Origin of the sequence: Streptomyces sp. NPDC005533, from assembly GCF_042871845.1 — a bacterium.
Taxonomy (GTDB): domain Bacteria; phylum Actinomycetota; class Actinomycetes; order Streptomycetales; family Streptomycetaceae; genus Streptomyces.
In genome coordinates, this window is record NZ_JBIAJH010000008.1 from 155,927 (window position 1) to 179,684 (window position 23,758).

Annotated in this window: 22 protein-coding genes, 2 tRNA genes and 2 pseudogenes; 14 read left to right on the forward strand and 12 right to left on the reverse strand. The window is 71.7% G+C overall.

Going from position 1 to position 23,758, the window contains the following annotated elements; all coding sequences use genetic code 11:
* Positions 1-184: 184 nt before the first annotated feature.
* The 3 genes and pseudogenes from ACFYP3_RS10850 to ACFYP3_RS10860 all read left to right on the forward strand — a co-directional run bounded on the left by ACFYP3_RS10850 (position 185) and on the right by ACFYP3_RS10860 (position 2,252).
* A pseudogene (locus tag ACFYP3_RS10850) lies at positions 185-1,469 on the forward strand (sensor domain-containing protein).
* Positions 1,451-2,107 carry a response regulator gene (locus ACFYP3_RS10855; protein WP_388830009.1) on the forward strand — a complete coding sequence of 219 codons (657 nt, stop codon included), beginning with the start codon at positions 1,451-1,453 and terminating at the stop codon, positions 2,105-2,107. The pseudogene ACFYP3_RS10850 and the gene ACFYP3_RS10855 overlap by 19 nt, the downstream one beginning before the upstream one ends.
* A gap of 71 nt (positions 2,108-2,178) precedes the next feature.
* Positions 2,179-2,252, forward strand: a tRNA-Lys gene (locus ACFYP3_RS10860).
* 77 nt (positions 2,253-2,329) lie between these two features.
* Here the strand turns inward: ACFYP3_RS10860 and ACFYP3_RS10865 are convergent.
* Positions 2,330-3,088 carry an IclR family transcriptional regulator gene (locus ACFYP3_RS10865; protein ID WP_030718073.1) on the reverse strand — a complete coding sequence of 253 codons (759 nt, stop codon included), beginning with the start codon at positions 3,086-3,088 and terminating at the stop codon, positions 2,330-2,332.
* Between the two features lie 229 nt (positions 3,089-3,317).
* Here ACFYP3_RS10865 and ACFYP3_RS10870 point away from each other — a divergent pair, with 229 nt between their 5' ends.
* On the forward strand, positions 3,318-4,436 hold the full coding sequence (locus ACFYP3_RS10870) for an LLM class flavin-dependent oxidoreductase (protein ID WP_388830013.1): 1,119 nt from the start codon (positions 3,318-3,320) through the stop codon (positions 4,434-4,436).
* A 14-nt stretch (positions 4,437-4,450) separates the two neighbouring features.
* Here ACFYP3_RS10870 and ACFYP3_RS10875 read toward each other — a convergent pair whose 3' ends face one another.
* The 5 genes from ACFYP3_RS10875 to ACFYP3_RS10895 are packed head-to-tail and all read right to left on the reverse strand — an operon-like array spanning position 4,451 to position 8,971.
* Positions 4,451-5,407, reverse strand: a complete 957-nt coding sequence (locus ACFYP3_RS10875) for a hypothetical protein (protein ID WP_388830016.1) — start codon at positions 5,405-5,407, stop codon at positions 4,451-4,453.
* Positions 5,404-6,441, reverse strand: a complete 1,038-nt coding sequence (locus tag ACFYP3_RS10880) for a protein phosphatase 2C domain-containing protein (protein ID WP_388830019.1) — start codon at positions 6,439-6,441, stop codon at positions 5,404-5,406. Before ACFYP3_RS10880 ends, ACFYP3_RS10875 begins: the two co-directional genes overlap by 4 nt.
* Positions 6,442-6,452: 11 nt before the next feature.
* Complete coding sequence (locus ACFYP3_RS10885; RefSeq protein WP_388830022.1) at positions 6,453-7,118, reverse strand: VWA domain-containing protein; 666 nt, start codon at positions 7,116-7,118, stop codon at positions 6,453-6,455.
* Between the two features lie 24 nt (positions 7,119-7,142).
* On the reverse strand, positions 7,143-7,643 hold the full coding sequence (locus tag ACFYP3_RS10890; RefSeq protein WP_388830025.1) for a hypothetical protein: 501 nt from the start codon (positions 7,641-7,643) through the stop codon (positions 7,143-7,145).
* Positions 7,640-8,971: a methyl-accepting chemotaxis protein gene (locus tag ACFYP3_RS10895; protein WP_388830028.1), complete on the reverse strand. Its 1,332-nt coding sequence runs from the start codon at positions 8,969-8,971 to the stop codon at positions 7,640-7,642. Before ACFYP3_RS10895 ends, ACFYP3_RS10890 begins: the two co-directional genes overlap by 4 nt.
* A gap of 252 nt (positions 8,972-9,223) precedes the next feature.
* Between ACFYP3_RS10895 and ACFYP3_RS10900 the strand changes: the two genes are divergently transcribed.
* The 4 genes from ACFYP3_RS10900 (at position 9,224) to ACFYP3_RS10915 (ending at position 13,140) form a co-directional block, all read left to right on the forward strand.
* Positions 9,224-9,892, forward strand: coding sequence for a restriction endonuclease (locus ACFYP3_RS10900; RefSeq protein WP_388830030.1), 669 nt, complete (start codon positions 9,224-9,226; stop codon positions 9,890-9,892).
* A gap of 346 nt (positions 9,893-10,238) precedes the next feature.
* Positions 10,239-11,936 (forward strand): glycosyl hydrolase family 18 protein, encoded by a 1,698-nt coding sequence (locus ACFYP3_RS10905; RefSeq protein WP_388830034.1) that lies wholly within the window; start codon positions 10,239-10,241, stop codon positions 11,934-11,936.
* 159 nt (positions 11,937-12,095) lie between these two features.
* On the forward strand, positions 12,096-12,944 hold the full coding sequence (locus ACFYP3_RS10910) for a helix-turn-helix transcriptional regulator (protein WP_388830037.1): 849 nt from the start codon (positions 12,096-12,098) through the stop codon (positions 12,942-12,944).
* Positions 12,904-13,140 (forward strand): DUF397 domain-containing protein, encoded by a 237-nt coding sequence (locus tag ACFYP3_RS10915; RefSeq protein ID WP_388830040.1) that lies wholly within the window; start codon positions 12,904-12,906, stop codon positions 13,138-13,140. The genes ACFYP3_RS10910 and ACFYP3_RS10915 overlap by 41 nt, the downstream gene beginning before the upstream one ends.
* Positions 13,141-13,155: 15 nt before the next feature.
* On the opposite strand, the gene ACFYP3_RS10920 is transcribed toward ACFYP3_RS10915, so the two are convergent.
* Complete coding sequence (locus tag ACFYP3_RS10920) at positions 13,156-14,142, reverse strand: LuxR C-terminal-related transcriptional regulator (RefSeq protein ID WP_388830043.1); 987 nt, start codon at positions 14,140-14,142, stop codon at positions 13,156-13,158.
* Between the two features lie 264 nt (positions 14,143-14,406).
* On the opposite strand from ACFYP3_RS10920, the gene ACFYP3_RS10925 reads away from it, so the two are divergent.
* The 4 genes from ACFYP3_RS10925 (at position 14,407) to ACFYP3_RS10940 (ending at position 17,524) form a co-directional block, all read left to right on the forward strand.
* Positions 14,407-14,607, forward strand: a complete 201-nt coding sequence (locus tag ACFYP3_RS10925) for a hypothetical protein (RefSeq protein ID WP_388830046.1) — start codon at positions 14,407-14,409, stop codon at positions 14,605-14,607.
* A gap of 62 nt (positions 14,608-14,669) precedes the next feature.
* Positions 14,670-14,939, forward strand: coding sequence for a hypothetical protein (locus ACFYP3_RS10930; RefSeq protein WP_388830048.1), 270 nt, complete (start codon positions 14,670-14,672; stop codon positions 14,937-14,939).
* Entirely contained in the window at positions 14,908-16,113 is a 1,206-nt protein-coding gene (locus ACFYP3_RS10935) for a peptidase S1 and S6 (RefSeq protein WP_388830051.1), read from the forward strand. Before ACFYP3_RS10930 ends, ACFYP3_RS10935 begins: the two co-directional genes overlap by 32 nt.
* A gap of 97 nt (positions 16,114-16,210) precedes the next feature.
* Complete coding sequence (locus ACFYP3_RS10940) at positions 16,211-17,524, forward strand: tachylectin-related carbohydrate-binding protein (protein WP_388830054.1); 1,314 nt, start codon at positions 16,211-16,213, stop codon at positions 17,522-17,524.
* A gap of 86 nt (positions 17,525-17,610) precedes the next feature.
* Here ACFYP3_RS10940 and ACFYP3_RS10945 read toward each other — a convergent pair whose 3' ends face one another.
* Positions 17,611-19,518 (reverse strand): putative bifunctional diguanylate cyclase/phosphodiesterase, encoded by a 1,908-nt coding sequence (locus tag ACFYP3_RS10945; protein WP_388830057.1) that lies wholly within the window; start codon positions 19,516-19,518, stop codon positions 17,611-17,613.
* A 346-nt stretch (positions 19,519-19,864) separates the two neighbouring features.
* Between ACFYP3_RS10945 and ACFYP3_RS10950 the strand changes: the two genes are divergently transcribed.
* The gene (locus ACFYP3_RS10950) at positions 19,865-21,100 is read left to right on the forward strand and encodes a M6 family metalloprotease domain-containing protein (RefSeq protein WP_388830060.1); all 1,236 of its coding nucleotides are present in this window, start codon (positions 19,865-19,867) and stop codon (positions 21,098-21,100) included.
* 53 nt (positions 21,101-21,153) lie between these two features.
* Here the strand turns inward: ACFYP3_RS10950 and ACFYP3_RS10955 are convergent.
* The 4 genes and pseudogenes from ACFYP3_RS10955 to ACFYP3_RS10970 form a co-directional block, all read right to left on the reverse strand.
* Positions 21,154-21,227 (reverse strand) — tRNA-Lys (locus ACFYP3_RS10955).
* A pseudogene (locus tag ACFYP3_RS10960) lies at positions 21,218-21,830 on the reverse strand (bifunctional DNA primase/polymerase). Before ACFYP3_RS10960 ends, ACFYP3_RS10955 begins: the two are co-directional and overlap by 10 nt.
* A 190-nt stretch (positions 21,831-22,020) precedes the next feature.
* Positions 22,021-22,362, reverse strand: coding sequence for a hypothetical protein (locus ACFYP3_RS10965; protein ID WP_388830063.1), 342 nt, complete (start codon positions 22,360-22,362; stop codon positions 22,021-22,023).
* A gap of 220 nt (positions 22,363-22,582) precedes the next feature.
* The gene (locus ACFYP3_RS10970; protein WP_376617227.1) at positions 22,583-23,152 is read right to left on the reverse strand and encodes an NADPH-dependent FMN reductase; all 570 of its coding nucleotides are present in this window, start codon (positions 23,150-23,152) and stop codon (positions 22,583-22,585) included.
* Positions 23,153-23,265: 113 nt separating this feature from the next.
* Between ACFYP3_RS10970 and ACFYP3_RS10975 the strand changes: the two genes are divergently transcribed.
* Positions 23,266-23,745 carry a MarR family winged helix-turn-helix transcriptional regulator gene (locus ACFYP3_RS10975; RefSeq protein WP_388830066.1) on the forward strand — a complete coding sequence of 160 codons (480 nt, stop codon included), beginning with the start codon at positions 23,266-23,268 and terminating at the stop codon, positions 23,743-23,745.
* Positions 23,746-23,758: the final 13 nt, after the last annotated feature.

The following is a 23,758-nucleotide window of genomic DNA, read 5'->3' on the forward strand; positions in this document are numbered from 1 at the left end:
GTACCCGCGCCGCGCAGCGGCACCCGCATCGCGCAGCGGGTCCCGCATCGCGCAGCGGGACCCGCGCCGGGCAGCGGGGCCCGGGTCGGGGGTCGCTTCGCGCGGCAGGGGGTAGGGGTGGGGATACCCGGTCGGGGGGGCTAGGGCCATGGTCCGGGTGGGCGGCCGCGGCTAGCGTGCCTGCATGGACGATGCCCCGCCCGCCCCCCGCGGCCACTACCTCCGCTCCGCCCGCCCGTGGCGAGCCGCGGGCTACCTCGCCGGCAGCGCCCTCACCGGCATCCCGACCCTCCTCACCCTCGTCCTCCTCGCCACCGCCGGCGCGGCCCTCGCCCCCGTCGCCATCGGCTTCCCGCTCCTCGCCCTGCTCGGCCTCGCCGGCATCCCCGCCGCCTCAGTAGAGCGCCGCCGGCTGCGGCTCGCCGCCCTAGACCACGGCCTCGACCCCGCCGCCACCCCCCACCGCACGCCCGCCGAGCCCGGCCTCCTCGCCTGGGCCGGGCTGCGCTTCCGCGAGCAGGCCACCTGGCGGGAGCTCGCCCACGCCGTCCTGCACGGCTTCCTGCTCTGGTGGGTCGACCTCGTCGCCGTCGGAACCCTCCTCGGCCTGCCCCTCCTCCTGCTCACCACACCGCTCCGGCTCGCCCTCTCCGCCGACGGCGAGGTCAAGGTGATCAAGCTGTGGCTGGTCACCTCCTACCCCGCCGCCTGCGCCCTCGCCGTCGCCGGAGCCGCGCTCCTCCCCGCCCTCCTCTACCCCCTCGGCGCCTTCGCCCGCGCCCGCGCCGCCCTCACCCGCGCCCTCCTCGCCCCCCCGTGAGCGCGAGCTCCGGGGACTGCTCGCCGAGGTCACCCGTTCCCGGGCGCGCCTCGTCGACGCCTACGAGGCCGAACGCCGCCGCATCGAGCGCGACCTCCACGACGGTGCCCAGCAGCGGCTCGTCGCCCTCACCATGACCCTCGGCCTCGCCCGCCTCGACGCGCCCCCGGGCCCGCTCGCCGATCAGCTCGCCGCCGCCCACGACGAGGCCGCCAAGGTGCTCGGGGAACTGCGCGAGCTGATCCACGGCATCCACCCCCAGGTGCTCACCGACTACGGCCTGACCGGCGCGCTCGCCGACGTCGCCGAGCGTTCCGCCGTCCCCGTCGACACCGACCTGGCCGCCGGCCTGCCCCGGCTGCCGGAGTCCGTCGAGGCCGCCGCCTACTTCGGCGTGTGCGAGGCCCTCGCCAACACCGGCAAGCACAGCGGCGCCACCCGCGCCGCCGTCACCGCCCGGCACACCGGCGCCGCGCTGCTGATCGACGTACGGGACGACGGCCGCGGCGGAGCGGATCCGGCGGCCGGATCCGGGCTGACCGGACTGGCGGACCGGATCGCCGTCCTCGATGGCACACTGACGATCACCAGCCCGCCCGGCGGCCCGACCGTCCTCAGCCTGGAGATCCCGTGCCCGGTGAGCCCCTGAAGATCGTCCTCGCCGAGGACGGGGTCCTGCTCCGCGAAGGGCTCGTCGGTCTGCTGACGCGTTTCGGCCACGAGGTGGCGGCCGCCGTGGGGAACGCGGGCCAGCTGCGGACCGCGGTCGCCGCGCACGCCCCGGACATCGTCGTGACCGACGTACGGATGCCCCCCGGCCACGGCGATGACGGACTGCGCGCCGCCGTGGAGCTGCGGACGGCCCGGCCCGGCCTGCCGGTGCTGGTGCTCAGCCAGTACGTGCAGCGCTCGTACGCCGCGGACCTGCTGGACTCCGGCGACGGCAGTGGCGTCGGCTACCTCCTCAAGGACCGGGTCGGGCAGGTGCAGCAGTTCCTCGACGCGGTGGTCACGGTGGCCGGCGGCGGCACGGTCGTGGACCCGGAGGTCGTGCGCCAGCTCCTGCGCCGGCGGCGCGATCCGCTAGCCGCGCTGACCCCGCGCGAGCGGGAGGTGCTGGGCCTGGTGGCGGAGGGGAAGTCCAACGGGGCCATCGCCCGCACGCTGGTGGTCTCCGAGGCGGCCGTCGGCAAACACATCGGGAACATCCTGGGGAAGCTCGACCTGCCGCCCGCCGAGGACACCCACCGCCGGGTCCTGGCGGTCCTCGCGTACCTCCGGAACTAGAGCCCCCGCCAGGACCTCCCCATTGGTTTTGAGCACCCCTGAGGAGCAGGTAGTATTTTCTCTGTCAGCAGGCGCCGCTAGCTCAGTTGGTTAGAGCAGCTGACTCTTAATCAGCGGGTCCGGGGTTCGAGTCCCTGGCGGCGCACCTGTCCTTCGGGCGGTTTCCGGTTCACCGGGAACCGCCCGAAGTGTTTTCCGGCCCGCGTACCGCCCCCCCCGCGGTCAGAGCGTGAGCGACAGCAGCAGCGGCGCGGCCTTCCGGTTCAGGGTGTCCGCCGCGGCGCGCAGCCGGTGCGCGTGCTCGACCGGCATCGACAGGGCCAGGCAGCCGACCGAGGCGCCGGCCGTGATCGGGACCGCCGCGCAGACCGTGCCCACGGCGTACTCCTGCAGGTCCAGCATCGGCACGGTTGCCGGCTGGGCGTCCAGCTTGGAGAAGAGGATCCGCTCGTTCACGATCGTCTTCGACGTGAGCCGGGCGATCTTGTGCCGGGACAGGTGGTCGCGCCGCCCGTTCAGGTCCAGCTGCGTGAGCAGGCACTTTCCGACGGCGCTGGCGTGCGCGGCGGAGCGGAAGTCCACCCACTCGTGCACCTTCGGCGTGCGGGGGCTGTCCGCGAACTGCGTGATCCTGACCTCGCCGTCCACGTACCGGCTGATGTAGACGGCCGCGCCGACCGAGTCGCGCAGCCGGTCCAGGGTCTCCTGCAGCTTGTCCGTGAGCGCCTGCTGCCGGTCGATGCCCGAGCCGAGCAGGACGAGGGAGTCCCCTATGGCGTAGGCGCCGTCGGAGACCTGCAGGACATACCCCTCCCGACGCAGCATGAGCAGCATCGGGGCGAGATGGACGGCGGGCAGGCCGGTCTCACGCGCGATCTGCACGTCGGTCACACCACCGGTGTGCCGTGCGATCGTTTCGAGTACGCGTAGTGCGTACTGCACCGAGTGGAACGGCGCGGTCGGCTCGGGCTTCAGCGCCACGGTTTCCCCCTAGCAGGTTGTTACCGCTTGCCCTACCACGATAGCCATCAAGAGGCCCATGTGGAGCGCCTGTTGGGGAGATTGATGGCTCAATCACGTCTCTCTGCCTGGATCTACTCCGCTGGCATATGCCACGGTCACGCGCGCTGTCCCGGTGCGCCGGGAATGCCCGGCCGCCGTTCACGGTTCGAATTCTTCGTACGGACGACACGGCGAGACGGGAGCGACGATGAGTGACACCGGTGGCGCACATGGACAGCACGGCGGGAACGGCGACATCCGGGGTGCCGCACAGGGCCGGGCCACCGTACCGCTCTCGGTCCTGGACCTCGTCACCGTCGGCGCCGGCAGCACCGCCCACGACTCCCTGCGCACCAGCGTGGCCATCGCCCGGCTCGCCGAGTCCCGCGGCTACCACCGCCACTGGGTGGCCGAACACCACTCCATGCCCGGCGTCGCCAGCTCCTCGCCGGCCGTGATCCTGGCCCACCTCGCCGCGCACACCTCCCGCATACGCCTCGGATCGGGCGGCGTCCTGCTGCCCAACCACGCCCCGCTCGCCATCGCCGAACAGTTCGGCACCCTGGAGGCGCTCGCCCCCGGGCGGATCGACCTCGGGCTCGGCCGGGCCCCGGGCACCGACGGCCGCACGGCCGCCGCGCTGCGCGGGACCGGGCGCCTCGACGAGTCCGCGGACGACTTCCCCCGCCAGCTCATGGAGCTCACCCGGTTCCTCGACGACGACTTCCCGGACGGGCACCCGTACGCCCGCGTGCACGCCGTACCGGGCCCCGTCCAGGGCCCCGCCGGACGCCCGCCGCTGTGGCTGCTCGGCTCCTCCGGCTTCAGCGCCCGGCTCGCCGGCGAGCTCGGCCTGCCCTTCGCCTACGCCCACCACTTCTCGGCGGCCGGCACCCTGCCCGCCCTCGACCTCTACCGGCAGAGCTTCCGCCCCTCGGCCGTCCTGGACGCCCCGTACGCCGTCATCGGGGTCTCGGCGCTCGCCGCCGACACCGACGCGGAGGCCCGCGCCCAGGTGCTCACCGGCGCGCTGTCGATGCTGCGGCTGCGCACCGGGCGGCCCGGACTGGTCCCGACGCCGCAGGAGGCGGCGGCGTACCCCTTCTCCCCGGCGGAGCGGGAGTTCGTGGACGGCTGGCTCGCGAACATCGTCCACGGCACCCCCGACGAGGTCCGCACCGGACTGGACGACCTCGCCAAGCGGACGGGCGCGGACGAACTGATGCTGACCGCCAACGCCCACAGCGGCGCGGCCCGGCTGCGTTCGTACGAGCTCGTCGCGGACGCGTACGGCATGCCCGTGCAGCCCCTGGCGGAACGCCCCTGAGGTGGCCCGCCCGCCTACGGACGCAGCCGGATGGTCCGGCGGGCCGAAGGACCGTCCAGCATGGCCGGGTCGACGGTGAGGGCCGGGCGGGGGGCGGGCGGGCTCCACGGGATGGTTTTCCGCTCGGACAGGGCCGAAGCCCACTGCCGCATGTCCGGTCGGGCGCCGTACGGCCCCGCCGCCTGACGCAGCAGCCGTTCCACCGCCGCCCGTTGGGTGTCGTTCAGCGTGCCGGGAACGGGGTGCCACGCATCGGCCGGGCGCAGGTAGGGGTCGCACGCCAGGACCCGCCCCACCAGCAGGGACACCTTGTACCGGTCGCTGTCGAGCGTCGGGTGGCCCGGCGGGGCCAGCGGGTCGTCCCAGTCCGGGGTGTTCGCCTGTGCGAGCACGGGAATGCTGCCGATGCGGCGGGCGCCGTCGCAGTCGATCAGGTGGACCGCGGGCAGGGGGCGCACCGACCACAGCAGGTTGGCGTGGGAGACGTCCCCGAAGACCAGGCCCCAGTCGTGCAGGCGGCCCAGGAGTGCGACACAGGCCCGGGCGAGTTCGAGACGCTGCTCGGGTGTCGGCTGGGGCAGGGACTGGTAGGCGGGTTTCGCCGGGCGCAGGAGGTACTGGATCTCGGCCAGCATGGTCTTCCCGCCGAGGGACTTCCAGGCGAACGCCCCCGGCACCCGGTTCATGAGGAAGCCGATCACCCTGCCGCCCTCCGTCACCCGGCACAGCGGCCAGGCCGCCTGGGCGTCGAGCACCGCCTGCTCGGCGGCGGGAAGGCTCTGCCGCCGCTTCACGAGGGCGTCGAGGGCGTGCGGGTCGGGCCGACCGTTGTAGAACTCCTTGAAGATCAGTCCGGGTTCGTCGGACAGCTCGTGGATGTGTCCCTGGCCGCCGGACGCCAGCCGGTGGCCCAGCCGCAGGGCCCGCAGTTCGACGTCGATGCCGGTGGCCGCGCCGGTACGGGCCGTCACGGCTGCTCCTCCCACACGCAGACGGCGCTGCGGTCGTCGTCGTAGCTCTTGGCCCGGACCTGCGCCTGCCAGAGGAATTCCGTGAGGCCGGGAATCCTTCCGAAGGCCCAGTGCGTGAGGAGGAACTCCTGGACCCTGGGCTCGTTCATCGGGTTGGACAGGCCGTCCGTGCAGATCATCAACAGATCGCCGGGCTCCGCCGTCAGCCACTGGACGACCGCCTTCGGCGACTCGCTCGGAAGCGCCGCCGTCCCGGTGTCGATCACCTCGCCGGAGCCGGACCGGTCCCAGGGCTCCTGCAGGTTCTCCCACACCCCGGAGCGCGCCCGGAAGAGCCCGCCGTCACCGACCCCGAAGTGGACCCGCTCCCGGCGCTCGGGGGCGGTGGGAACCAGCAGGCAGTGCAGGGTCGTGGCGTACATGCCGGGAGCGTCGGGCATGGCGTAGTCGGCGAGCCGTGTGCTGACGTGGGAGACGACCTTGTCCGCCACCTGATGGAGGGCCGTACGGTCACCCGCGCGCAGGGCTCCGGACAGTTCAGCGTGCCACCTGCCGACCGCCACGGAGGCCAGCCGGCAGGCCCGGTGCGCACCGAGGTGCGACTTGGGGGCGGAGCCCACCCCGTCGGCCACGGCCAGGAAGAGGAGCTCGTCCTCGCCCTCGCCGACCTGGGCGAGCAGCATGGCGTCCTGCCGTTGCTCGCCCCGGTAGCGGTGCAGGTCCCCTTTCACCGACGCGCCGCGGACGGTGAGCCGGCCGTAGCGGGCTCCGTCGAGGGCGATGTCGGGAATCACCAGTTCGGTGCGTGCTCCCTCCGGGAGGGGCAGCCGCACCGGGTCGGGGCTGTAGGACGGCGGCCGTGGTCCGACGTACGGGAGGTCGCCGTGGCCCCGCCACGCGTCCGGCTCGGTCGGCCGTGCCGTGTCCGCCGGCGGGGCGACGGGGGCTCCCTCGGCCCCGGGGTCCGGCAGGGCCGGGACTTCCAGGACGGGGGTGTCCGCGCCGCTCGCGGTCGGGTCGGTGCTCTCGCTCATCTGCCGCGCCCTCAGACCGTGTCGAGCGGGATCGAGGTGAAGCCGGGCACCGTGTCCGCCACCTGCAGGTTGGGTCCCTGCCCGCCGGGGGCCATGCCGTTGACGGAACGGACTATCGACTTGGTGAGTGCGGTGGCGAACTCCCGCAGCGCCGCCGCCGGCGAGACGGAGGCGTCTTCCTGGATGAATGCCTTGAAGGTCGCCACTTGGGTGATGGTCGCCCGATCGCAGTCCCCGATGCCGAAGGCGACGATGTGGGGACGGATCCCGGCCGCGGGGCCCGTGAGCGCGGCGTACTCCTGTGCCCAGCTGTCGGTCGGCACGCCGTCGGAGAGGAAGAAGACCACCGGCCGGTACACCTGATGCCCCTCGGCCTTCAGCCGGGCGACGTCCGCTTCCATCGTCAGACGCAGGGTCTCGAAGGCATGGCCGAAGTGCGTCAGCCCGCTGACCTGGAGGGCGGGCAGTCCGGTGAGCTCACTGATGTCGGCCAGCGGCTGGAGCACCCGGGCCTCGCTGGAGAATCCGATCAGACAGAACCGCGTCTTGTCCGAGACGGTCGGGTTGGAGCTGATCTCGTCGTAGAGCTCGGGCAGGGCGCTGTTGATGGCGTTGATGGGTTCACCACCCATGGACCCGGACTCGTCGCAGACCATGTAGAAGGGCAGAAGCTGCACGGATTACTCCCGTTTCGAGGCGCGTCAGGTGGTGGGGGTGAAGAAGTAGATCTCCACTTCGGCGGTGCCGCTGGGGCCGCTCAGGTAGTGGAAGTCCCGGGTGGTGGTCTGGGGGAACATCTCCGGCCGGGCCACGGCCAGCAGTTGGTTCACGGAGTGCGCGTACGCCTGCCCGGCGTCGGCGTTGCCGCCCCGCCCGAAGGTGAGCACGATGGCGGCCTCCCGGCCCTGGTGCCCGGCGGTGGCGGCCCGGATCTGCGCGATGAGGGCCTCCCGACTGTCGGGGCTTCCGCTCACGCTCAGTTCCACGGGCTTCTTCTCCACGGCCCGCGGCCCGGCCTGCTTCACGTCCGCGGTGGCAGCCGGTGTCGGGGCCGGTGCGGGGGCGGCCGAGGCGCGATCCACCGGGTGGTCGGGCTGGCTGCCGAGGGCCACCAGGGCGAAGACCAGCAGCATGTCGGCGAAGAGCCAGCCCGCGATCGCGGCGGGACCGGTGAAGGCGGTCCCCGTTCCGAGTCGCTTCACGAAGCCTGCTTCTTCTGGAAGTCGACGCTCCGCGACTCGTTCGACGGGTTCCCCGGCGGTACGGCGTCCTCCACGGGCAGGTGTACGGTGCCCAGGCCTTGGAGGGTGGTGACCCCGGCCGCGAACTGTGCCGCGCTGCCGCTCACCAGGTCGGCGCCTCGTCTCACGTCCACGGCGACGTCGCTCAGCCGGCTGGCCGATGCGTGCAGGGCGTCCAGTACCTGGCCGGTGACGTCGGCGACGAGCTCCGTACCCGTGGTGAAGCCGCGTTGGGCCACGGAGAGGTCGGCCAGCGCTTCCCCGACGCGTTCGCTCGCCTGCCACAGCTGGCCACCGACCACATCGGCGAGCTTCTCCAGGCCCGCGCCGGTCTCCGCGTTCACCCCGGCGAGCTGCTGCGCGTTCTCGCGGACCACGCCTTCGACGCGTACGCCGATCCGTTGCAGCTCGTCGCCCACGGCCTCCGCGAACTTCTCCAGGCTCGCCCTGGTGTCCGTACCGACCGCATCCACGGTGGCGGCGATCAGCGCCCCCTGTTCGGCGTTCTCGCGGACCACCTTCTCCACCCGCTCCACCGCGTCGGTGAGCGGGGCCACGGAGCGGTCGACCCGGTCGAGCTGGTCGTGCGCGGCCGCGGTGGTCTCGGATATCGACTCCGCCGCCTCGGTCAGCCTGCCGTGGGCGTCGAGGGCCTGGGAGGTCAGCTTGCCGAGCCGCCGGGAGGCCGACGTCAGTTCGGCGGTGAAACGCTGCGGGGAGGAGAGCCGATGGGTGTTCAGCACCAGCTGGATACGGGTCAGCAGCGGGACGAGCGCGTCGAGCAGGTGCTCTCCGCGCAGTTCGGCGGCTGCGGCGCGAGCGGACACCCTGCCCCGCTTGGCGGCGTGCAGTCCGGAGATGAGGAGCAGTCCGGCGATGAGGACGGTCGCGTCGGTGGCGACACTGCCGAATGTCAGCCATCCGGGCAATCTGCCGCCGAATCCGGACTGCCACAGCTGGAGAAAGGGCCGTTCGGCCTGTGCGGGATCACTGCTGATCAGCTCGCCGTAGGCATTGCTGGCCTGTACCAATCCGAACCAGGTGATCAGCAAAGGGAGGAAAACGATGACCCCCAACGCGATTTCGGCGCCTGCCAGCCATTTCGTCCCGCGCTCCGAATCGACCCGCGTCAGGCTCTCCGGACGGGCGTAACCGGCCAGGAGATCCAGCTCCGTCCAGGGGTCGAGGGGTCCGTCGCCGTCCAGGGCGTCGGCCAGGGCCTCCAGTTCCGCCCGGCGTGACGTGAGCTCGGGAGCCGAGGCCACGGAACGCAGCTCGACGGAAAGCACAGTCTGGTCCAGCAATTTCGGGTCGGCCACAGATTCGGCTCTTCCTCGATGTCGTCAGATCACGTGGGGGCAGCACATGTTAGGGGCAGATCTTCCGCCCGGTGACGGTCTGTCCATTCTGTGAAATCAGCTCCGTTCTACTCGCGTTGACCCACCCGAGCGATGCCCGTTCACCTAGCATGACCGCGCGCCCGGCCTTTTTTCGGGATCGCTCCCTGCCCATTCGCCCCGAGTATTGGCGGTCGTCACGTGATGCATCAGCTGCCGGCGGACGAGCCCGTCGCGCGGGGGATAGCCGACTGGCAGGCCGCCGAGGCGAACGCGGTCGACTGGCTGCGCTGGCTGGGGCATCCCCGCGCCACGTCCACCACCGGCGGGGCGGACGGCGGGGTCGACGTCGTGGGCGACGGAGCTTTCGCGCAGGTCAAGTTCTACGGCAAGGCCATCGGGGTGCAGCCCCTGCGCGAGCTGTACGGGGCCCGGGCCGGGAACCCCGGTCGCCTGTACTTCTTCATCAACTCCGGATACAGCCAGCCGGCCCTGACCTACGCCGAGCAAGTCGACATCGCGGCGTTCACGTACTCGGTGGTCACCGGCCGGCTCCACGCCATCAGCTCCACCGCTCGGGCCGTCCACGCCGAGGCGGTGCGGCGGACCGGGCTCCCGCCCGCTCCGGTCCCGCTGCCCCGATCCCCGGCTCCGGCACCCGCGGTCGCCCCGACGGCGGCGCCTTCGACGGCGGCCACGCGGCGCATCATCCCGTTGACCCCTGCGGGCGCCCCGAGGCGGCAGCCCGAGCCGGGCAGCCTGCCGGGACGCGAGATCATCCCGCTCGGCCCGCGGACCGGGCCCGCCCGTCCGGCGGGCACCGGCGAGCCCTCCGAGCACCCCCCGCGCCGCATCATCCCGCTGCGGCCTTAGCGCCCCGGGCTGTTGGGGCGTGCACCGGGGTGCCGCCGCCGGGCCGCGAGCGAAGCAGCGGGGATGCAAACAGGAGGGTCGACTTCCGTATCGAGCATGCGAACGGGGTTTGGCTGGTTTGTTGACGAAACCTTGCGGGGGGATGTCTGAAGGCAGCCTTAAACCGCTCGTCACCCGGGGTGGCGAGCGGTTTCTGATGTGCGCTCAACTCTCTGACTTGGGGAAATAGCGCGGGAGTGGTCTAGTCCTTCTTTGGTCCGAACCATTGACGCGGGGCTGGAGTGATCGCTATCACTTCTCTCACCTGAACTTCTTGCTCTCTCCTCCCACCCCCACGGAGCGGTTCATGCACATCCGTAAACCCCTCATCGCAGCCGCCGCCACGGCCGCGCTGGCAGCCGGAGCGCTTGCCTCCTTCGCGGGACTCGGCACGGCCCAGGCCGCCGGCGCCGGCACCACCGCCGCGGCGGGCGGCGTCCGCATCGCCTACTACGACCAGTGGAGCGTGTACGGGAACGCCTTCTACCCCAAGCACCTCGACACCCGTGGCATAGCGGGCAAGCTGGACGTCATCAACTACTCGTTCGGCAACATCCACCCCACCGACCTCACCTGTTTCGAGGCGAACAAGGCGGCGGGCGACGACAACAACCCCAACGCCGGTGACGGGGCGGGCGACTCGTACGCCGACTACCAGAAGTCCTTCAGCGCCGCGGACAGCGTCAGCGGGGCCGCCGACAAGTGGGACCAGCCGATCGTCGGCGTCTTCAACCAGTTCAAGCAGCTGAAGGCCAAGTACCCCCACCTGAAGATCAACATCTCGATCGGCGGCTGGACCTACTCGAAGTACTTCAGCGACGCGGCGAAGACCGACGCCTCCCGCAAGAAGCTCGTGTCCTCCTGCATCGACCAGTACATCAAGGGCAACCTGCCGGTCGAGGGCGGCTACGGCGGCCAGGGCGTCGCGGCCGGCATCTTCGACGGCATCGACATCGACTGGGAGTACCCGGGCTCCTCGGGCGGCCACCTCGGCAACCACTACGCCCCCGAGGACAAGCAGAACTTCACGCTCCTGCTCAAGGAGTTCCGCACCCAGCTCGACGCCTACGGCGCGGCCAACGGCGGCAAGAAGTACCTCCTGACCTCCGCCCTCCCGGCCGGCCAGGACAAGATCAAGTACATCGAGACGGACAAGATCGGCGCGTACCTCGACTACGCCAACATCATGACGTACGACATGCACGGCGCCTGGGACGGCGACGGGCCGACGTACCACCAGTCCCCGCTGTACTCCGGCGCCAACGACCCGACCGACCCGATCGCGCCGGGCACCCAGAAGTACAGCATCGACAACGCCATCGACTCCTGGATCGACGGCAACCCGGCCTACGGCATCACCGGCGGCTTCCCCGCCAACAAGCTGACCCTGGGCTACGAGTTCTACTACCGCGGCTGGAAGGGCGTCCCCGCCGGGACCACCAACGGCCTCGCCCAGTCCGCCACCGGCGCCTCGGGCGCCCGGCCCACCAGCCAGCAGGCCGGCATCGCCAACTACAAGGAGCTCGGCGGCCTCGTCGACAACCCGGCGACCACCTTCTGGGACGACCAGGCCAAGGCCTCGTACTTCTACAAGGACGGCGAGTTCTTCACCGGTCTGAACCAGAAGTCCATCCAGGCCCGGGTCGACTACGGCAAGCAGCGCGGTCTGGCCGGAGCGATGATGTACTCCCTCCTCGGCCTGGACAACAACACCACGCTGCTGAACCAGATCTCGGACGCGCTCGGCTCCGCCACGGTCCCGCCGACCACGCCTCCGACCACGCCTCCGACCACTCCGCCCACGACGCCGCCGACCACGCCGCCGACGACCCCGCCGACCACGGGCTGCGGTTCGACCCCGGCGTACGTCGCGGGCACCATCTACACCGCCGGCAACGAGGTCTCCCACAACGGCCGCAAGTACAAGGCCCAGTGGTGGACGCAGAACGAGACGCCGGGCACCACCGGTGAATGGGGTGTCTGGAAGGACCTCGGCGCCTGCTGATCTCCCCCCACCCCGCGCCGAGCGACGCCTCCGCCCTGTCCCCTCTCCGGGGGCGGGGCGGAGGTGTGTGTGACATGGTTGCCGGATTCCGAACACCTCACCGTGTCGACGCCACTACGCTCGGCGACAAGTTCATTTCCCGCTTGGGGGTGCCGTCTCATGGTCCAGGCCCGTGAAATCGATCCCAGTGCCTCGCCGCTGGACTACTACAGCTACGAGTTGCGCCGACTGAGGGGGGAGGCGGGGCTCAAGCAGGCGCAGCTGGGCAGCATCATCTTCTGCACAGGTTCCCTGATCGGCATGATCGAGAACGGCAAGCGGGTGCCGACCCGTGACTTCTCGGAACGGGTGGACGCGGCGCTGGGCACAGGCGGTGTGTTCTCCCGCCTGGTGGGTCTGGTCCTGCGGAGCCAGCTACCGGCGTGGTTTCAGGCCTATGCGGAGATGGAGGCCAGGGCGACGCACATCTCCTCGTTCCAGCCTCAGCTGGTCTACGGGCTCCTGCAGACCGAGGCATACGCGCGAGCGGTCCTCAAGGCGGGGTGGGGGGAGAAGCTCGACGAGGCGGTCGCTGCCAGGATGGAGCGCCAGCGCATCCTGACCCGGGAACGCCCGCCGCTCGTCTGGGTGGTGCTGGACGAAGCGGTGCTGCACCGGCCGTTCGGCGGCCGCGAAATAATGCGGGACCAGCTGAGCCACCTGCTGAACTTCCGGGATTCCCGCGAGATGCGGATCCAGATCCTTCCCTTCAGCGCCGGCCATCACCCGGCCACGGTCGGGGCGTTCAACGTTCTCCGGTTCGAAGGTGACCCGGATATCGTCTACGCCGAGAGCTACGGTTCGGCTCATGTGACAGCGAATCCCGAGACGGCCAGCGACTGTGCACATCGCTACGACCATTTGCAGGCCGCAGCGCTCTCTCTGGAGGAATCGGCGGCTCTGATCGCCCGTGTACGGGAGGAACGTTATGGAGACCATGCAGGACCTGGCGGGCGTGCAGTGGCGTAAGTCCAGCTACAGCGGCGGGACCGGCGGTGACTGCGTCGAGTGTGCCCCCCTCGGCGGAGCCGCATGGCGCGGGGTCTCGTGCAGCGGAACCACCGGAGGAGACGGCCTCGTCGCGGTCCGGGACTCCAAGAACCCCGACGGGCCGGTCTTCACGGTCACGGCAACGGCGTTCGTCACGTTCGTGCGGAGCCTCTGACCGGCGGAGCCCCCGTCAGAGCCAGCCCTGCTGCGCCGCCTTGAGGCCGGCTTCGAAGCGGCTCGTCGCGTGCAGGCGTTCCATGAGCGCGGACATCTGCCGTCGTACGGTGCGCAGGGACACCCCGAGCCGCTTGGCGGCGGCCTCGTCCGTCATGCCCGAGGCCAGGAGCTTCAGCAGTTCGAGCTCGGTCGCGGTGGGCCGGGCGTCGCTGGGGCGGGGGCGGTCCGCGCCGAGCGGTACGGCCGAGTTCCACGTCTGCTCGAACAGGGTGGTCAGCGAGGCCACGATCCCGGGGGCGCTGGTGCACAGGGCGCCCAGCCGGGAGTGGTCCGGGTCGATCGGGACGACCGCCACCGTACGGTCGAACACCAGGAGGCGCGGCGGCAGGAGCGGACTCGTCCGCACCTGGCCGCCCTGCTCGGTCAGCCACCGCGCATAGGCCAGGGTCGTCGGGTCGTTGCGCGCGCTGTCCTGGTAGACCGAGCGCATCTCGATGCCGCGGGCCAGCACGCCCTGGTCCAGCGGCCGGGAGGCCTCCAGGCTCGCTTCGGACAGGGCGCCGCCCGGCAGGATCGCCAGGCACTCCCGGGTCAGTCCGTGCGCGAGCTGCTCCAGGCGGCCCTGGATGGCGTCCATGCCCACGAGCCGTTCCGCGCCGTCGACCTCGGTGTTCGGGCTGAGTTCCGCGAACTCGGAGACCACCTGCGCCGCGGCCGCCTTGCTGCGGGCCAACTCCTGCTGCTGCCGGGCCAGTTCCTCCTCCTGGCGGCGCAGCAGCAGCTCCAGACCCAGTTCGGGTCGCACCGCGCGCAGTCCGCCCGGGCAGTCCCGTGACGGTCTGAGCAGGTCGAGGTCGACGAGCCGGTCCAGGCCGTCGCGGACCTGGGTCTCCGTGAGGCCGAGGCGGGCGCTGAGCTCGGCGATGCCTCCCGAAGGGTCGGCCAGCATGCCCCGGTACACGGCTTCCACGTCGGCTCCGAGCCCCAGCGTCTGCAGCATCTCCCAGCCCCCCGGCTGTAGTCGGGCCGCCCCCGGCGAGCGTCGCCTCCGCGATCGTAGGCGAAGTCTGGCACCAAGGTGCCAGGCCTGTTGGTGACAGCCGGAACCTCTTCTTCGCCGGGCCACGGGCCAGCAACATGGTGGTCACCGGGACGGCGGGGACGAAACTCCCCGACTCAGGCCAGAGCCGCAAGGACGATCCGGGTCAGCGCGCAGCACACCGCACCGAACGCATCGATTCCGAGCCTGTGACCTGGGGGAACCATGTCCCGCACCGCCCGCACCGCCCGCACCGCCCGCACCGCCGCTGTCGCCGCCGTCCTCACCGCCCTGTGCTTCGGCGCGGTCACCACCGCCTCGGTGACCGCCGCCGCCGAGAACCACCGCGTCAGCGCCTCCGCCGACGGCAGCATCAACTGGGACACGGCGCCCGCGTCCGTCGAGGACAGCCTCCCCTGGGACTAGCCGGGATGCGCGTCGTCCGAGCCTCACTCTCAGGGCCTCGTACCGATCCGGACCAGGAGGGCGTGCTCGCGCTCGTCTCCGATCTGATCTGGGCCCACACGCCCGCCGCCCACGGACTCGAACACCTGCGGACCAGAGCCGCAGCCGACGGCGTGGACGTCTACCTCTTCCTGCGGGCCGCCTCCGAAGCCGCGGCCCTCACCCAGGCCCACGCCATCCTCGACGGCGCCCGCGCCCCGCTGCGGGCGCACGGCTACCGCCCCGCCGAGCCGCGCCGCGAACGTCCCTCAGGAGAACGCAGTGACCACCACCCTCCGTCAGGCTGCCCGTAAGAGCGCGGTGGCCGCACTCTCCACCGCCCTCGGCGCCGGACTGCTCACCGCCGCGGCCGTCGCCGCCGCCCCGGCCGCCGAGGCCGCGACCACGTGCGGCGGCACCGCCTCGATCTACGGCGTCCTTCCCGACGGCCGCCTCACCTTCAGCACCATCACCCCGGCCACCGGTGCGTTGAAGAAGGTGCGGGTCGGAGCGGACCTCGGGTTCGAGCCCAAGGCGATGGCCACCCTCAACTTCAACACGGTGCTGGTGACCTCGACGACGGGCGCGCTCTACCGCCTCGACGTCCTCACCAACAACGAGTCCCTCGTCCTGGAACGCCCGCCCGTCAAGATCTTCGACAGCGGCTGGACCCACGACAAGCTCACCTACGACGGACACGGCCACCTGTACGGCACGGCGGGCGGGGTCCTGCTCCAGTACCTGGTCTCCCAGCCCAAGCCGACCGGCTCGGCGCACATCGGCCAGCGCAAGGAGATCGGCAGCGGCTTCGTCCTGAAGACCCTCACGGCCGCCGGAGACGACCGGCTGCTCGCCACCACGGCGGCCGGCGCACTCTACTCCTACAAGATCAACAGCGCCGGCACCTGGGACCGGGACGACCTCAAGGCCTCCGGCTGGTCCGGCTTCGACCAGGTCGTATCACCCGGCGGCGGCCTCTACTACGGCCGGATCGAGACCACGGGCGCCATGTACTGGTACAAGGACGCCAACCCGGCCGACGGCAGCGGCGCCGACATCGCCTACCACAACGACACCCCCGTCAACACCGGCGGTTGGACGCAGCAGCTGCTCTCCGCCCAGCCGGAGACGTTCACCTGCACCACCACCGCCGACCCGCTCGACGGCCGCGACATACCCGCCGTGAAGGCGGCCGGCCGCGACCTGATGAACCAGCACGACGGCGGCGCCTGGAACAGCACCGCCCAGTGGAACTGCCTGGAGCAGCTCTGGGACCGGGAGAGCGGCTGGCGCTACTGGGCCGACAACCCGAACTCCACGGCGTACGGCATCCCCCAGGCCCTGCCCGGTTCGAAGATGGACGCCTTCGGCGACGACTGGCGCACCAACCCGGTCACCCAGATCAAGTGGGGCCTGTCCTACATCGACGGCCAGTACGGCACGCCCTGCGGCGCCTGGACCCACTTCCTGAACAACAACTGGTACTGAGCGGCCCCCGCGTCACGCCCGCTCCCCTCTTCTCCCTCCCCTCACTTCCCCGGCCCGACGCGCGTACGTCAGGGCTGCCCAGAATCCGGAGACACCCATGTCCTCGTCGTCCCTCAAGCGCCGCTTCGCCGCCACCCTGGCCGTCGCCGCCACCACCCTCGGCATGGTCACCCTCAGCTCGACGGCCCCGGCCCAGGCCGCCGCGATCTGCGGCGGCAACGTGTCGGTCTACGGAATCCTCCCGGACGGACGCCTCACCTACACGGCGATAGCACCCAACACCGGCGACCGCGTCAAGACCCTGATCGGCGCGGACCTCGGCTTCACGCCCAAGGCGATGGCCACCCTCAACTTCAACACCGTCCTGGTGACCTCGACGGCCGGCGAGCTGTACCGCGTCGACATCCAGACCAACGACAGCGCCCTGGCCCTGGCCGGTGTCACCAAGATCTGGGACAGCGGCTGGACCTTCGACAAGCTGACCTACGACGGCGCCGGTCACCTCTACGGCACGGTCGGCGGCGAGCTCCACCGCTACAACGTCTCCCAGGCCAAGCCCAGCGGTCCCGCCCACATCGCCAAGCACGCCGTGATCGACACGGGCTTCGTCCTGAAGACGCTGGCCGCCGCCGGCGACGACGTCCTGATCGCCAGCACCGCCGACGGCCGCCTGCTCTCGTACCAGATCAACGGCGTCGGGGACTGGGAGAGCTCGGTGCTCAAGAGCTCCGGCTGGTCGGCGGTCGACAACCTCGTCTCGCCCGGCGGCGGCCTCTACTACGGCCGTACGAACGGCGGGATGTACTGGTACCACGACGCCGACCCCACCGACGGCAAGGGCGACGACATCGCCTACCACCCCGCCGACCCGGTCGACGCGAGCGGCTGGACCCAGAGCCTGCTCTCCGCCTTCGCGGGCGACTGCACCTACCAGCCGCCGGCGCCCCCCACCCCCACCCCCTCCACCAGGGGCGGACAGATCGCCCGCAGCGAGATCATGAGCCGCGCCGCGAACTGGCTGAGCCGTGACATCCCCTACAACCAGGGCGCGTACGCCTCCGACCCGGACGGCGACCACACCTACCGCACCGACTGCTCCGGCTTCGTCTCCATGGTCTGGCACGCCGGTACCAGCTACACGACGCAGAGCCTGCCGGGCGCCGCCGCCACCATCTCCAAGTCCGACCTCCAGCCCGGTGACGCGCTGAACACCCTGGACGGGCACGTGGTGCTCTTCGAGAAGTGGGTCGACAAGGCCGCGGGCAAGTTCTCGTACATCCACGAGGCCAACACCAACGACGACATGATGCGCGGTCAGGACTACCTCAACGGAGGCAGCGACGGACGCATCGCCGGCCACGCCGCCTCCGGCTACGTCGCCCTGCGCTACGACCACGTCGTCAACGGCTAGCCCCCGCGCGGGCGCAGGCCGGACCACCCCGCGGGGCGGTCCGGCCTTCGCCGCGGGTCCGGCCGGCGCTCATTCGGCCCCGCGGATCACGGCCTTGCCGCGGGCCCGTCGGGCTGCGCTCCGGCCGCCTCGGCGGCGGCCGAGGCGGCCGCGGACGCCGCGGAGGCCGCGGTCTGGCGCCCGATCATGCCGGCGATCACGTCCGGGGCCACCGCGCGCGAGAACAGCCAGCCCTGCCCGGTGTCGCAGCCGACGCGGCGCAGCCGGGCCGCCTGCCCGGCGGTCTCCACGCACTCCGCGGTCACCGTCAGGCCCAGCCGGTGGGCGAGCTGGACCAGGGCCTCGACGATGGTCTCGTCGGCCGGGTTCGGGTGCGTGCCCTCGTCGTAGCGGAAGCCCCGCACGAAGGAGCCGTCCAGCTTCAGCACCGAGACCGGCAGCCGGCTGAGGTAGGCGAGGTTCGAGTACCCGGTGCCGAAGTCGTCGATCGCGATCCGCACGCCCATGTCGCTGAGGGCCTGGAGCGCCTGCAGCGGCCGGCCCGCCGAGCCCATGACGGCCGACTCGGTCAGCTCCAGCTGGAGCAGCTGCGGGGCCAGGCCCGTCTCGGCCAGGATCTCCGCGACGTCCCCGACCAGGTCGGAGTCCCACACCTGGCGCACGGCCACGTTGACCGACACGAAGACCGGTGCGTCGCTGGGCTGCTCGATCTGCCAGCGCCGGGCCTGCCGGCAGGCCGTCCGCAGGACCCACTGCCCCAACTGGACGATGGAACCGTCCTCTTCCGCAATTCCGATGAACCGATTCGGCGTCAGCGTCCCGAACTGCGGATGGTTCCAGCGCACCAGGGCCTCGACCCCGCGCACCACTCCGCTCTCCAGGTCGACCAGCGGCTGGTACTCCAGCGCGAACTCCCCGCGCTCCACCGCCGGCCGCAGCGTCGAGGACAGCGCCTGCCGGGTCATGCGGTGCGCGTTGCGCTCCGGGTCGAAGAGGGTCCAGCGGGCCTTGCCGTCGGCCTTGGCCCAGTACAGGGTCGTGTCGGCGGCCTGCATCAGCCCGGTCGCCGAGGTGCCGGCCGTGGCCCGCTCCACCACCCCGATCGACGCGGAGACCGACAGCCGCTGCCCGGCCAGGTCGAACGGCTCCTGTACGGCGGCCAGTACGCTCCGCGCCAGGTCCGCGAGCTGCTCGGTGCCGGTGGAGTCCTCGACCAGCAGGGCGAACTCGTCGCCGCCGAGCCGCGCCACCAGGTGCCCGCCGGTGCGCCCGTACCCCGACTGGTCGGCGCACTGGGTCAGCCGGGCCGCCACGGCGGTCAGCAGCCGGTCGCCGACGCGGTGGCCGAGGGTGTCGTTGACCGCCTTGAACCCGTCGAGGTCCAGGTAGCACAGCCCGATCCGGCCGGTGCCCCCGTGGTCGTACGAGGAGGCCTCCAGGGCGGCGGAGAGCCGCTCGAAGAACAGCGCCCGGTTGGGCAGCCGGGTGACCGGGTCGTGCATCTGCAGGTGCCGGAGCCGGGCCTGGAGGTCGCGGCGGTCGCTGATGTCGGAGACGGACAGCAGGACGTCCCCGGTCCCGGGTACGGGCCCCAGGGTGACCTCGGTCCACAGCGAGTGCCCGTCGGGGTGCTTCAGGCGGCGGGTGCAGCGCAGCCGGGCCTGCCGGCCGCGGAGCACCTCCTGGTACGCGGCCCAGGTGCGGGCCTCCGCGGCCAGGTCCACCAGGTCCGCGGCGCACTGGTGGACGAGCGCGTGCGGCTCGCTGCCCAACAGCCCGGCGAAGGCCTCGTTGGCGGCGACCACGTAGCCCTCGCGGTCCACGACCGCCATGGCGAGGTGGGCCGCGTTGAAGGCGGCCCGGTAGTCGCGCCGCTCCGACTCGCCGGCGCGCGAGGGCACCGCCGACGCTGACGGCACTGCCAAGTGACGCTCCGTAATGGCCGATCGGATGCTGTCGGCCGCCGAACCGGTTCCCTCTGAGGTTCCGCTCACCGTTGGCTCCCGCAGTGTTCGTGAGTGTCCGTGCAGGAAAGTGTGCCGATCATAGAGGCTGCCGGGAGGCCCTATCCAGCGGCGTCGCCGCGCGAGCCCCCGGAGTTCGGCGTGATGACGGATTGCCGGACCAAGATCGCTTGATCGTTTCTGCGCGGCTGTGAACATGCGGAGGCTTTGGCTGATCTCGGGTGATCGGTCGTGACGTTCTGTAGGCAGGTGCGTGAAGTCCGGGGGTCACCGACTTGCCTCATTGCTCACTCGTGTGGGGCAGCGGAACAGGGCATTAGTAAGACAATCGCCTCAAGGTGGCTAAACAGGTACGAATCCACCACCGGAGGTCGATGTGGCGCGACAGCAGACACCCGGGGGAGTGGACCGTTCCCGCATCCGAAGTACCGCCGCGGCGCTCACCTCCCTCACCGCTCTCGCCGCCATGTCGCTCGTCGCGGGCCCCGCGGTGGCCGACTCCGGCGCCGGTCCCTGCGCGCTGACCCGGACGGGCGCGCACCACTCGCTGGGCCTGGACAGCTGGAACGGCGCCTACCCCAAGCCCGAGCGCACGCTCGATGCGGTCATGGTCTTCCTCTCCTTCCCCGACCACCGCACCACCGTCACGACCACGGAGCTCGCCCGCGACCACTTCCCCGCCACCAGCGAGTTCTTCGAGCAGGCCTCGTACGGCCGGTTCCGGCTCGCCCCGCACCCGCAGAAGCAGTGGATCCGGATGCCCAAGCCGTCCACCGCGTACGGGATAAGGCGGGACTGGGCCGCCGAGGACCGGGCCGCCTACCTGCGGGACGCGGTCAGGGCGGCCGACGCCGAGGTGGACTTCGCCAAGTACGACATCGTCTACTTCGTCGCCGACCCGGACGCGCCCGGAGTGGACTCCGACGCCACCAAGGTCGTCAACTTCGACCGCCCGATCGTCGCGGACGGCACCGAACTGCGGCGGATCGTCACCGTCTTCGAACGCCACCCGCCCGACCGCAACGTCCTCGCCCACGAGACCGGCCACGTCTTCGACCTCCCCGACCTCTACCACCGGCCCACGGACGGCAAGGGCGACTGGGACACGTACGTCGGCGACTGGGACGTCATGGGCAGTCAGTTCGGGATGGCCCCGGACCTCTTCGCCTGGCACAAGTGGAAGCTGGGCTGGCTGGACGCCTCCCAGGTGGACTGCGTGCAGTCCGGCTCCTCCATGCACACGCTCCAGCCGCTGGCGCAGGCCCCGCCGAGCGGCGGCACGGGCGGGACCCGGCTCGCGGTGATCCGTACGGGCCCCGGCAGCGCCATCGCCGTCGAGGCGCGGGGCTCCGCCGGCAACGACGGGGACACCTGCACGGAAGGGGTCCTCGTCTACCGGGTGCGCAACGAGGCGGCGTCCGGCGGCGGCCCCATCGAGGTCATGGACGCGCATCCGGACACGGAGGCGTGCTGGGACCGTTCGGTGTACCCGCCGCTGGCGGACGCGCCGCTGGAGGTCGGCGAGACGTACACCGTGCCGGGGGAGCGGATCACCATCAAGGTGGCGGACCGGACCCGGTCGGGCGCCTACACGGTGAAGATCACGACGTGACCCGGGCACGACGAAGAAGGCCCCCACTCGCGTGGGGGCCTTCTTCTCGTCTGTGCGCCGCCAGGGACTCGAACCCCGGACCCGCTGATTAAGAGTCAGCTGCTCTAACCAACTGAGCTAGCGGCGCTTGCTGACGAGGAAGACATTAGCAGGAGGATCCGCGGAACGAAAAATCGATATCCCCAGGTCCGGTCGGTGCGGGGCTGCGGGCCGCCCGGACGAAGGCCCAGAGCAGGGCCTCGGGCCCGGGGAGCCACGGCGTCCGCGCGTCGGGGGCGACCAGCCACCGGGAGGAGCCGGGGGCGGCGGCCAGCGGCGGCACGGTCACGGCGTCGCCGGGGCCGTGGCACAGGGGCACCGGAACGGTACGGGCACCTCCCCGTTCCTCCCACGCCAGCAGGGCGGGAAGCCGGTGCGCGGTGCCGGGGGCGGCGAAGAGGAGCATCCGGCCGCGGTGCACGGCGACGGGCCCGGAGCCGGGCCCCTCGGCCCGGAGCAGGTCCAGGACGCGGCGGCCGAGGACGAGCGGGACGTTGACGACGTCGAAGGCGCTCCCGCAGGGCAGCGTGGCGGGCAGGCCGGGCCGGGCCTCCCAGAGCGCGAGGGTGCTCCGGGGGTCGGCGCAGGCGGAGGCGAGCCAGGCGGCGCCCTGCGGGGTGACGCGGGTGGTGGCGGGCGCGGACCGTTCGGTGGGGGCGGGGCAACCGGGAGCCGTCGTCAGCGTCGTCATATGCCAAGGTCTACCCGCCGTAGCGGACCGGTTTCCGGGAGTTACCGGAAACCGGGACGCGCGGGGGGCTGCTGCGGTATGTTGCGCCCCGCATATGCCATCCGGGTGGGCCGGGGGGAGGCCCGTGCGGCGGGTCGGCCCGGCCCTGCGACGGCGTAGCCACTGCGGCGTGCCGGCTACGGCGTGCCGGCTACGGCGTGCCGGCTCCGCGCTGGAGGCTCTCGCCGAACTCGATCATCTTGAGGGCGTAGTCCTCGGTCCACTCCGCCTGCTCGGCGATCACCGCGGGCGAGAGCCGGTCGAAGCGCCGCGGATCCGCCAGCTGGGCCGCCGCCAGCGCCTGGAACTCCACGGCCCGGTCCTGTGCCGCCCGGAAGGCGAGGGCCAGCTCGGTCGCCCGGGTCAGCAGCTCCCGGGGGTCCTCGATCGACTCCAGGTCGAAGAAGTGCTCCGGATCCCCCGCGGCCTCCGAGGGCTCGAAGAGCAGAGGCGCCGGCCGCAGCCGCCGCTCGGTCCGCTCGGGCTCTGCCATCCGTGTCCTCCTGCTGCGCGTGCGAAATGCTTCCGGGCCACCGTCCATTGTCCAACGCCGCGCAAGACCCCACGCGATGGGCTGGAACACCTGTACGGCCGGCGAGGCGCACGAGCAGACCGACCGCCTCAGGGGCGGGGGAGTCGCACGGACGAGCGGTCGCGGCGGCTCGGGTCGTACGCGCACGCCGCGTACGACCCCCGCCTCGTCGGGAGCCCGCTCAGACCGTGACGGACTCCGCGGCGCGGCGCGCGGCCAGCTCGGCCACGTCGTCCAGTACGCCGGCCAGCTCGCCGACGAGCGCCTCGGGGGCCTCGAAGCCCTCGGGTCCGATCAGCTTGGGGATGCCCGGGACCGCGACGGACCGCTCGGCGGGCAGCATGCCGAGGCGGGTGAGCACCGGCAGCAGCATCTCGGCGGCCGGGACGCCCCCGGTGGGGCCGGCGCTGTAGCTGACGATGCCGACCGGCTTGCCCTTCCACTCGTTGTAGAGGAAGTCGATGGCGTTCTTGAAGGGGGCGGAGAAGCCGCCGTTGTACATCGGCAGGACGAAGAGGAAGGCGTCGGCCGAGTCGACCAGGGCGCTCCAGTCGCGGGTGTGCTGGTGGGCGTAGTTGCCCGTCGAGGCGTATTCGGGTTCGTCGAGGAAGGGCAGCGCGATCTCGGCGAGGTCGACGGGGGTGACCTCGAAGCCGCCGCGGTCGCGGGCCTGCTCGGTGACCCAGCGGGCGAGGGGGCGGCCGGAGGAGGTCGGGCGGGTGGCGGCGGAGACGACGTGCAGGCGGGTCATGGAAGGGGCTCCCGGTCGGTGCGGTTGTTGATGTGTCACCTATAGAACCCGCAAGGTGCATGACATGTCAACGAGATAGATGATGTGTCACCGACCTGGCTAAAGTGGAAGACATGACCCCCGCATCCGAGCCGCCCCGCTGGCTCACGGAGCCCGAACAGGCCGCCTGGTACGCCTGGCGACGGATGTTCCCGCTGGTCGACGCGGAGATCGCGCGCGACCTCAGCCAGGACAGCGGGCTCTCCGAGGCCGACTACGACGTCCTGTCGGTGCTCGGCTCCACGGACGGCCACCGCATGCGGATCACGGCGCTGGCCGAGCTGATGCAGTGGTCCCGCAGCCGGCTGTCCCACCAGCTCACCCGCATGGAGAAGCGCGGCACCGTCCGCCGCGAGGAGGTGGCCACGGACGGCCGGGGCGCGGAGGTCGTCCTCACCGGCACGGGCGTGGCCACCATCACGGCGGCGGCCCCCCTGCACGTGGAGTCCGTCCGCCGCCACCTGATCGACATCCTGACCCCGGCCCAGCTGCGCACCCTCGCCGAAGTCGGCGAACTCCTGCGCGAACGCAAGGGCGTCCGGCGCAAACCCTGAGCCGCAGCCGGCG